At 72.1% G+C, this 9673-nt stretch carries 10 protein-coding genes, 2 pseudogenes and 1 riboswitch; of the genes and pseudogenes, 2 read left to right on the forward strand and 10 right to left on the reverse strand.

The window, feature by feature from the left end:
* Nucleotides 1-196: pseudogene (locus AB0F10_RS41415) on the forward strand (hypothetical protein); the annotation flags it as partial.
* Between the two features lie 30 nt (nt 197-226).
* On the opposite strand, the gene AB0F10_RS41420 reads toward AB0F10_RS41415, so the two are convergent.
* The 10 genes from AB0F10_RS41420 to mgrA all read right to left on the reverse strand — a co-directional run bounded on the left by AB0F10_RS41420 (nt 227) and on the right by mgrA (nt 8517).
* Complete coding sequence (locus AB0F10_RS41420) at nt 227-1012, reverse strand: class I SAM-dependent methyltransferase (RefSeq protein ID WP_360638816.1); 786 nt, start codon at nt 1010-1012, stop codon at nt 227-229.
* A 174-nt stretch (nt 1013-1186) separates the two neighbouring features.
* Nucleotides 1187-1522 carry a nuclear transport factor 2 family protein gene (locus tag AB0F10_RS41425; RefSeq protein ID WP_360638819.1) on the reverse strand — a complete coding sequence of 112 codons (336 nt, stop codon included), beginning with the start codon at nt 1520-1522 and terminating at the stop codon, nt 1187-1189.
* A 22-nt stretch (nt 1523-1544) separates the two neighbouring features.
* Complete coding sequence (locus AB0F10_RS41430; protein ID WP_360638822.1) at nt 1545-4043, reverse strand: DUF3516 domain-containing protein; 2499 nt, start codon at nt 4041-4043, stop codon at nt 1545-1547.
* Between the two features lie 262 nt (nt 4044-4305).
* Entirely contained in the window at nt 4306-4581 is a 276-nt protein-coding gene (locus AB0F10_RS41435; RefSeq protein WP_360638825.1) for a hypothetical protein, read from the reverse strand.
* Between the two features lie 103 nt (nt 4582-4684).
* On the reverse strand, nt 4685-5329 hold the full coding sequence (locus AB0F10_RS41440) for a nucleotidyl transferase AbiEii/AbiGii toxin family protein (protein WP_360638828.1): 645 nt from the start codon (nt 5327-5329) through the stop codon (nt 4685-4687).
* A gap of 9 nt (nt 5330-5338) precedes the next feature.
* The gene (locus tag AB0F10_RS41445; RefSeq protein WP_360638831.1) at nt 5339-5695 is read right to left on the reverse strand and encodes a hypothetical protein; all 357 of its coding nucleotides are present in this window, start codon (nt 5693-5695) and stop codon (nt 5339-5341) included.
* A 118-nt stretch (nt 5696-5813) separates the two neighbouring features.
* Nucleotides 5814-5990: a hypothetical protein gene (locus AB0F10_RS41450; protein ID WP_360638834.1), complete on the reverse strand. Its 177-nt coding sequence runs from the start codon at nt 5988-5990 to the stop codon at nt 5814-5816.
* A 5-nt stretch (nt 5991-5995) separates the two neighbouring features.
* Nucleotides 5996-6250: a hypothetical protein gene (locus AB0F10_RS41455; protein ID WP_360638837.1), complete on the reverse strand. Its 255-nt coding sequence runs from the start codon at nt 6248-6250 to the stop codon at nt 5996-5998.
* Nucleotides 6247-7512, reverse strand: coding sequence for a DNA polymerase beta superfamily protein (locus tag AB0F10_RS41460; protein ID WP_360638840.1), 1266 nt, complete (start codon nt 7510-7512; stop codon nt 6247-6249). Before AB0F10_RS41460 ends, AB0F10_RS41455 begins: the two co-directional genes overlap by 4 nt.
* 9 nt (nt 7513-7521) lie before the next feature.
* A complete protein-coding gene (mgrA, locus tag AB0F10_RS41465; protein ID WP_360638843.1) occupies nt 7522-8517 on the reverse strand; it encodes an L-glyceraldehyde 3-phosphate reductase in 996 nt (331 codons plus the stop codon).
* A 58-nt stretch (nt 8518-8575) separates the two neighbouring features.
* Nucleotides 8576-8673: riboswitch (glycine riboswitch) on the forward strand.
* A 75-nt stretch (nt 8674-8748) separates the two neighbouring features.
* Here mgrA and AB0F10_RS41470 point away from each other — a divergent pair.
* Nucleotides 8749-9673: pseudogene (locus AB0F10_RS41470) on the forward strand (glycine dehydrogenase (aminomethyl-transferring)); the annotation flags it as partial.

The following is a 9673-nucleotide window of genomic DNA, read 5'->3' on the forward strand; positions in this document are numbered from 1 at the left end:
GTTCCACGACCGGCCCTACCCGGTGATCGACGCCGCCCGCTTCGCGACCGCGCTGCTCGAACGCGTCGACGACGCCGCGCTCGCCGCCAGGCCCGCCGCGGGCTCCGTCGACCAGTACGTCGACAGCACCGACGTGCTGTGCCGGCCGGACCTGACACGCGCCCTCATGACCACCCTCGGGTCCTCGTGCGCATGAGGCTGAGGTTTCCCTGCGTGTGCTGTCGGGTCACGGGTTTCTGGCGTCCGGCCGCTGATCCAGGAGCTCGAGGGTGAGCAGCGGCTCGGCGAACACCTCCGCCGGCGCGCTGGGATCCGCGGCGACGGCCTCCTCCAGCCGGCGGAAGCCCGTCTCCAGCTCGTCGTCGCTGAGCTGCGCGAAAAACGAGAGCGTACGCAGGCGCAGCCGGGCGAGCATGTCCCCGCGGGTGCCGGCGGACGGCTCGGTGACCGTGCCGAAGCCGGCGACGCGCCAGCCGGTGGTGGTGAACATCTCGATGACCTCGTGCAGCGGCTGGAAGATCGCGGCGTCCGCCTCGTAGCCGCGGGGGAAGTATTCCAGCCACCACGGCCGGGGGTGGTGGTCGCTGAAGTTCGCGCGCAGCAGCAGCCGCCCGCCGGGCTTGAGCACCCGGGCCAGCTCCCGGGCCGCCCGGGGCTTGTCCTTGACGTGATGCCAGGACAGGAACATCAGGGCGTAGTCGGCACCGGCGGACGGCACCGGCAGGTCCTCGGCGCTGCCGGCCAGGTAGCGCACCCCGGGACGGCGGGACTGCGCCTGCGCGACCTCGCGCATGCGCACCGACGGCTCGACGCCGGTGACCGGCCCGAACGCCTCCGCCAGCGCGGGGGTGAACCTGCCCGTCCCCGAGCCGACGTCGAGCCCCGCCAGGGGCCGCCGCTCGGGCAGCACCGCCGCCATCGCGTCGATCCACACCCGCAGTTGCTCTCGGGTGAGTGCGCGTCCGCGCGCGTAGTCCCGGTGCTGCTCGGTGTCGTAGTCGATCGACCTCATCGCGCCTCCCGCGTCGGCCGGACGAGCCATGGCCACGTCTCGATATATCGATCCGATACATCGAGACGATATTCGTAGGCCTGGCGGTCCCGCAAGGTGTCCATCCGACCGGATCAGGGCCCGGAACCGCCGAGATCGAGCTCTGCACCGTGCGCGACGTCGCTGACCGTCCGGCTACGGCACCTGGCTCTGCTGGTAGGTCCACATCTCGGCCATGAGACCGTCGGCGAGGCGGACCAGCCAGACCAGGCGGCCCGGTGCGCCGGCGGTCTGCGGTGCCTGGCCGACCGAGCCCACGACGGCGACGAGGTCGTCGTCTCCGAGCACCGAGTGGATCGTGAAGCGCAGGTTGGGGCGCGCGGACCGAACGGCGTGCACCGCCTGTTTGACGCTGTCGGGGCCGGTGACCTCGGGGTGGGCATGGTCGACCCAGCCGGGGTGCAGGACCTGGTCGGCGATCGCGGTGTCGCCGGTGTTCCACATGTCGAAGTAGCGCGCGATCACGTCCACGGGCGTGTCCCCTCCTGGGCGGTCAGTGCGGGCCGACGGCCGTGATCCGGATCGCCGCCGCGCCCGCCTCGTCGCTGGCCGCGAGGTCCACCTCGGCCTCGATGCCCCAGTCGTGGTCGCCCTCCGGGTCCTCGAAGACCTGCCGGACCTTCCACATGGTCGGCGTGATCTCGATGTGCAGCAGCGCCGGGCCGCGCGCCGACGGGCCGGTGCCCACGAGCGGGTATTCGGCGTAGTAGTCCTCGAGGGCCTCGATCCACCGGTCCGTGTTCCAGCCGGACTCGGCGTCCAGCTCGCCGAGGTCCTCGGCGCGGCGCAGCGCGAACAGCTCGACGCGGCGGAACATCGCGTTGCGGACCAGCACCCGGAACGCCCGCACGTTGCGGGTGACCGCCGGCGGCTTGTCGTCCAGCGGCGACACCTCGACGACCTCGGCGCCGGGGTTGCGCAGCCGCTCCCACTCGTCGAGCAGGCTGGAGTCGACCTGGCGTACCAGCTCGCCCAGCCACTCGATCAGGTCGGTCAGCTCCTCGGTGCGCGCGTCCTCCGGCACCGTCTGCCGCAGCGCGCGGAAGGCGTCGGCCAGGTAGCGCAGCACTAGGCCCTCGGAGCGGGACAGGCCGTAGAAGGACACGTACTCGGTGAAGGTCATCGCGCGCTCGTACATGTCGCGGACCACGGCCTTGGGCTTCAGTTCGTGGTCGGCCACCCACGGGTGGCCCTGCCGGTACGTCTCGTACGCGGCCTCCAGCAGTGGCAGCAGCGGCTTCGGGTAGGTGATCTCCTCGAGCAGCTCCATGCGCTGGTCGTACTCGATGCCCTCGGCCTTCATGGCGTTCACGGCCTCGCCCTTGGCCTTGAAGCGCTGTGCGGAGAGCACCTGCCGCGGGTCCTCGAGGGTCGCCTCGATGACCGAGACTACGTCGAGCGGGTATTCCGGCGACTCGCGGTCGAGCAGCTCGAGGCAGGCCAGCGCGAACGGCGACAGGGCCTGGTTGAGGGCGAAGTCGAGCTGGAGGTCGTCGGTGAGGCGGTAGCGGACGCCGTCGGGCGACGAGTCCCGTTCGACGACCCCGCCGGCCAGCAGCGCCCGGGCGATCGCGATGGCCCGGCGGATGTGCCGGCGCTGCGCGGCGGGCTCCTCGTGGTTGTCGGTCAGCAGGTGCCGCATCGCCGCGAACGGGTCGCCGCCGCGGGCCAGCACGTTGAGCAGCATCGCGTGCGACACGTGGAACGACGACGTCAGCGGCTCGGGGTCGGCGGCGACGAGCCGGTCGAAGGTCGGCTGGCCCCAGCCGATGGTGCCCTCCGGCGGCTTCTTGCGGACCACCTTGCGGCGCTTCTTCGGGTCGTCGCCGGCCTTGGCGAGCATGCGCTCGTTGTCGATGACGTGCTCGGGCGCCTGCACGATGACGGTGCCGATGGTGTCGTAGCCGGCCCGGCCGGCCCGCCCCGCGATCTGGTGGAACTCGCGGGCCTTGAGCAGCCGGGTGCGGACGCCGTCGTACTTGGACAGGCCGGTGAACAGCACGGTCCGGATGGGCACGTTGATGCCGACGCCGAGGGTGTCCGTGCCGCAGATGACCTTGAGCAGGCCGGCCTGCGCGAGGGTCTCGACCAGCCGCCGGTACTTGGGCAGCATGCCGGCGTGGTGCACGCCGATGCCGTGGCGCACCAGCCGGGACAGGGCGCGCCCGAAGCCCGCGGTGAAGCGGAAGCTGCCGATGGCGGCGCCGATCGCGTCCTTCTCGGCGCGGCTGCACATGTTGATGCTCATCAGCGACTGCGCGCGTTCGAGGGCGGACGCCTGGGTGAAGTGCACGATGTAGACGGGTGCCTGCTTGGTGGTGAGCAGCTCCTCGATCGTCTCGTGCAGCGGCGTCATCGCGTACTGGAAGATCAGCGGGACCGGCCGCTCGGTGTTGCTGACGACGGCCGTGGCCCGGCCGGTGCGCCGGGTGAGGTCGTCGACGAACCGGGTCGTGTCGCCGAGGGTGGCCGACATCAGGACGAACTGGGCCTGCGGCAGCTCGACGAGCGGCACCTGCCAGGCCCAGCCGCGGTCGGGCTCGGCGTAGAAGTGGAACTCGTCCATGATCACCTGGCCGACGTCGGCGTCGGCGCCCTCGCGCAGCGCGAGGTTGGCGAGGATCTCCGCGGTGCAGCAGATGATCGGCGCGTCCGCGTTGACGTTGGCGTCGCCGGTGAGCATGCCGACGTTCTCGGCGCCGAAGACCTTGCAGAGGGCGAAGAACTTCTCGCTGACCAGCGCCTTGATCGGCGCGGTGTAGAAGGTGGTGCGCTTGTCGGCGAGGGCCGCGAAGTGCGCGCCGGTCGCCACCAGGCTCTTACCCGAGCCGGTCGGCGTGTTCAGGATGACGTTCGCCCCGGTGGCGATCTCGATGAGCGCCTCCTCCTGATGCGGGTACAGCGTCAGGCCCTGCTCGGTGACCCAGGTCTGGAAGGCGTCGAAGACGGCGTCGGGTTCGGCGTTGCCGGGCAGGCGTGAGGTGAGCGTCATGATCTGTCCAGCCTATCCACTGCCGTCCGGCGCACAGCACCGTGGCCGGGCGCGCATCGCGCCCGGCCACGGAAGGGACCGTGCTGTGGAGGTGCTGGTGCCGGCGACGCTGCCCGGGAGGCCCGGGGCGGGCGGCGGCGACGGCGGGTGTTCCTGCGGTTCGAAGGCGGGAGCTCCTTCTGCGGTGGTGGCCTCGCTGGGAACCAGATTCGACCGGATCGGTTGCCGTCCGGTTCCCCGCCGGTTGCGAAACGGTTGCCGGTCAGGCCTCCAGCAGCGCGGCCCGCTCCCGGTCCAGCTGCGCGAGCCGGCCGCGGGTCTCGCCGGCCCGGGCGGCCGGCGCGGACCGGAACCCGCCGACCCGCTGGGCGGCGTGACCGAGCTGATCGAGGCCGTCGCGGATCTGGCCGCGGACCGACACGTCGGTGAAGATGTTGTCCAGCCAGACGTCCGCGAACCGGGTGAAGCCGCCCAGCTCGAGCTCGGCGGCGAGCGGCGGCAGCGCCAGGCTGACGTCGTGCAGCTCGGCCCGGAGCACGGCCAGGAGACGGTGGGCCTCGGCGGCCCGGAACGTCCGATCGTCGGGGTCCGGGAACGCACCCGAGGGAAGCCGGCCCGCGCAACCGCGCCGGCGCCCGGGCTCAGCGTGGCCAGGCCGCCAGCCGGTGCCGGAGCGCGCGGACGTCGTCCGCGGTGAGACCGTAGAGGCCGAACCGGTCGTTGTCGAGCCGGTCCAGGTAGCGGCCCGCGTCGGCGATCTCCTCGTCGTCGAGGCCCGGCTCGAGGGCGCGGGCGAGCTCCAGCACGCGGGCGAGCGGGTAGCGCTCCAGGGCGGCGCCGACGTCGATGTAGTCGCGCACCTCGCGCCGGTTGACCAGGGCGGCGACCTTGGAGGCCACCAGGTCGTCGAGGTGCATGACCGGGCCGACGTCCATCACCACGGGCGCCCGCCGCCGGTCGAGCCGGGTCAGGGTGAGCCGCAGAGCCCGGGATCCGTCCGCCACGTGGTATTCGCGCAGGTCCTCGTCCATGCCCTCGAACATCTCGTCGCCGACCTCGCGGAACACCTGGTAGCCGGCGGCGGTCAGCGCGGCGGTGACCTGGCCGGCGGCCGCGCCGACGGCGCCCGCGGTGTCGGTGAACAGGTCGATGTCCTCCGTCGGCCGCCTGACCAGGCCGTTGACCAGCCAGGCGACGCCGCCGCCGAGCACGAATCCGTGCTTCTCCCCGACGCCGAGGGCGATGGTGGTCACGTCACGGTAGAAGTCGTCGATGTTGGCGCTCACGCGGCCACGCTAGTGGTGGGCTCCGACAACTCTGCGGCGCAGGCCGGGGTGGCGGGCCTCCCAGGCGGCGCGGACGCCGTGGGGGAGGTTGAGCTCCGGCCAGATCCGGAGCAGCGTCGGGCCGTGCAGGTAGCTGCGGAGTTCGTCGACGCGGACCGCCTCGCGGAGCACGTTCTCATACATCCAGGCGAGCATGGTCGGCTGGTCCAGGTCGAACGCGCGGTGCGGATTCCACCACAGGCGCAGCGGCAGCTCGACGATGCCGTGCCGCGGACCGGCCAGCTCGCCGAGGGTCCCCGCGACGAGCACCGGCCGGTGCGGCCGGGCCAGATGGCGGGCCGGAGCGTCGGGCGCGCTGGTGGGCATGGGACCAGGGTAGACCGCCGGACCCCCCGACGGATAACTCCTAGAATCCTAGGATGCTCTAGGCGCAGTGCGGCACGCCGCACCCGAACCCTGAAACGACGGCTTCGCCGACCGCCCATCACTCCCAGGCGACGGTTTCGACGCCGGGCAGATCGGCGACGGCGCTGCGGTCCTCGCGGGCCAGGATCGCCAGCAGGCCGGCGGCCTCGTCGACGGTCACCAGGCGCCCGAGGGACCGCTTCGTGGCCGGGTCCGGGGTCTCCAGCCAGAGCAGGCCGTCATCGGTGCAGTCCACCTGGATCACGGCGTCCGAGCGGGAGGTGAAGACGGCCCAGTTGCCCGGCGTACGCAGGATGTGGCGCTCCAGCCGGGCCAGGAGCCCGCGGTCGCGCGCAGCACCGTGATCCGCCCGTCGAGCACCCGGTGGACCGTCGTGACCACCCCGGCGGGCAGCCGGATCGTGTCGAGGAGCACCGCATGCCCGCCGATCGTGGCCGGCGTCTGCTCGCGCCGCCGCGCCCGGGCGATCCGCCCGGCGATCTCCTCGTCGGTCATCCGCATATTTGATCAACGGGATCGGCCGGGCGGGAGAGGCGGACCCGGACCACGAGGTCGTGCAGCGCCTCGACCGCCGCGGGGTCGGCCTGGTCGGGGAGCGCGGAGGCGTCGCGGGCCGCCTCCAGCTCGGCGCGCAGCCGCGGGATGTCCCGCTCCAGCGCCGCGCGGACGGTCGCGGGGAAGGGTCCGTGCTCCGCCTCGCGCTTGCGGGCGATCAGCTCGGGCAGGTAGGGCAGGTCACGGCCGAGCTCGCCGAGGTCTGTCTCGAGGGTGGAGGTCCGCATCAGGCGGACGCCGGTGAGCAGCACCCGCAGTGTGTACAGGGCCGGTTTCAGCTCGCCGGTCCGCGCGAACAGCTTCTCCTGGGTGGCGGCGAAGCCGAGGTAGTGGTGCGCGTGGTGGCGGGTGATCAGCCCGGGCGCCAGCTCGGTCAGCGCGGCGTGCACCGGCGAGGTCACCACCACCAGCGGCGACAGCAGCTGCTCCAGGACGTAGCCGTTGCGGCTGTTCAGCAGGCGGGCGAACTTGAGCAGGTCGTGGCTGACCACGTCCAGTTCGACGCCGTCGCGGTAGCCGCCGGACTGCAGGGTGGCGGGGCCGGTGCGCAGGCCGACGACGTCGGCGGCCGGCAGCAGGTGGCACGCGCGCAGGTCCAGGTCCGAGTCGACGGACGCGGCGGCCAGGTCCTCGATCAGCCGGTCCGCCCAGCGGGTCACCGACTCCCACGGCACCTCCCCGTTCCGCACGGCCAGCAGCCGTTCGCGCAGCGGCGACACGTCGACCAGGACCTCGCCGGTGCGCAGCACGTGCGCGCCGGCCAGCAGCAGCCGGATCATGTGCATGGCCTGCTTGTGGTTGGTCTCTCCGGTGCGCGAGCGCCGGGCGGCGACGCGTTTGAGCTGGTCGCGGGCGTACGCGCCGTAGGTCTCGGCGGCCCGGCGGGACAGGAACGCGTGCCGGACGGCCAGCAGCCTTTCGCCGTCGGGGGTGATCCGCTCGATCAGCGGGGACCAGAGCACCTCGAGCACGGTCGGGTTGGCCTGCAGCGCGAGGGTGCAGAACCGTTCGATCTCCCAGGAGAACTGCTCGTCGGCGGGGCCGTCGAGGTGGGCCGGCGGCTTGTCCAGGTGCCAGAACAGGCGGGTGGGTGCCGCGTACACGCCGCGGCGGTCGTGGTCGGAGCCCGGGCCGTCGAGGCCGTACGCGCGGGAGCCGACCACGACCGCGAGGATCGTGTGCTCGGTGACGAGGTTGATCACCGGGCCTTTCTACAGGTCGAGCACGGTTCCGTCGATCTCGTTGAGCTCGTCGTCGGACAGGGTGAGGTTGCCGAGGGCGGCGATGTTGGCGTCGAGCTGCTCGACGCTGCTGGCACCGATGATGAGGCTGGTCATCCGCTGGTCGCGCAGCGCCCAGGCGAGGGCCATCTGTGCCAGGGACTGCCCGCGCCGCTTGGCGATGCCGTTGAGGTTGTGCAGCCGGCCCAGGGTGGCGGTGTCCAGGTCGCTCTCGTTGAGGAAGACGCTGGTGCGCACCCGCGAGTCCGCGGGGATGCCGCTGAGGTACCGGTCGGTGAGCAGGCCCTGCTGCAGGGGGCTGAAGGCGATGCAGCCGGCGCCGACGGTCTCGAGCGTGTCGAGCAGGTGGTCCTTCTCGGTCCAGCGGTTCAGGATCGAGTACGACGGCTGGTGGATCAGCAGGGGAGTGCCGAGCTCCTTGAGGATCGCGGCGGCCCGGGCGGTCTGCTCGGCGCTGTAGTTGCTGATGCCGGCGTAGAGGGCCTTGCCGGAGCGCACGACGGCGTCGAGGGCGCCCATCGTCTCCTCGAGCGGGGTGTCCGGGTCGGGGCGGTGGTGGTAGAAGATGTCGACGTAGTCGAGGCCGAGGCGCCGCAGCGACTGGTCGAGCGACGAGACGAGGTATTTGCGGCTGCCCCACTCGCCGTAGGGGCCGTTCCACATGTGGTAGCCGGCCTTGGTGGAGACGATGAGTTCGTCGCGGTGGTGCCGGAAGTCGGTGCCGAGGATGCGGCCGAAGTTGCTCTCGGCGCTGCCGGGCGGCGGGCCGTAGTTGTTGGCCAGGTCGAAGTGGGTGACGCCCAGGTCGAAGGCGCGGCGGGTGATGTCGCGCTGGCGTTCGGCGGGGCGCGCGTCGCCGAAGTTGTGCCAGAGCCCGAGGCTGATGGCGGGCAGCCGGAGGCCGCTGCGCCCGGCGCGGCGGTAGGTCATGGTGTCGTAGCGGTCGTCCGCGGCGGAGTAGGTCACACACCACACCCTAGGTAGCGCGTCCGAAACATTCGCGCTGGTAGGTTCAACACAGCCGTACTCCTGCGCGGGAGAGACCACCGGGTGCATTCCCGGCGGCGCCGAAGGGGCAAATCCTCCCCGGAACCTCTCAGGCAAAAGGACCGCGAGGGTAGGCGACTCTGAAATGCCCCCCGTGGGTATGACAGAGGGGGAGGTTGCTGTCGACCTCTTTCTCTCGCAGGAGCCGCCATGACGTTCGCTTCACGCCACATCGGCCCGGAGGCCGACGCGCAGACCCAGATGCTCAAGGCCATCGGGTACGCGTCCCTGGAGGCGCTGATGGACGCCGCGATCCCCGAGGTGATTCGCTGGCACGGCACGCTGGACCTGCCGGCGGCGGCCTCGGAGGAGGAGACGATCGCCGAGCTGCGCGAGATCGCCGGGCGCAACACGGTGGCGACCTCGATGATCGGGCTCGGCTACTACGGCACGTTCACCCCGGCCGTCATCCGGCGCAACGTGCTGGAGAACCCGGCCTGGTACACCGCGTACACGCCGTATCAGCCGGAGATCAGCCAGGGCCGGCTCGAGGCGCTGCTGAACTTCCAGACGATGGTCACCGACCTCACCGGGATGACCACGGCGAACGCCTCGATGCTGGACGAGGGCACGGCGGTCGCCGAGGCGATGACCCTGGCCCGCCGCTCGTCGAAGAGCCGCAGCAACGTCTACGTGGTGGACGCGGACACGCTGCCGCAGACGCTCGCGGTGCTGCGTACCCGGGCGGAGCCGCTCGGCATCGACCTGGTGCCGGTGGACCTGGACGGGGGCGCCGAGCTGCCGGCGGAGTTCTTCGGCCTGCACCTGCAGTATCCGGGCGCCTCCGGCGCGGTGCGCGACCACGCCGCGGTGATCGAGGCCGCGCACGGGGTGGGTGCCCTGGTCACGGTGGCGGCCGACCTGCTCGCGCTGACGCTGCTGCGCGCGCCGGGCGAGGTCGGCGCGGACATCGCGGCGGGCACGACCCAGCGCTTCGGCGTGCCGCTCGGCTTCGGCGGCCCGCACGCCGGCTACCTGGCGGTGCGGGCCGGCCTGGAGCGTTCGCTGCAGGGCCAGCCGGTACGCAGGCGCGCCGTCCGCGTCCTTGGACACGCCGACCAGCCGGCCCGGCAGC

The sequence above is a fragment of the Actinoplanes sp. NPDC026623 genome (assembly GCF_040638275.1).
Lineage (GTDB): Bacteria > Actinomycetota > Actinomycetes > Mycobacteriales > Micromonosporaceae > Actinoplanes.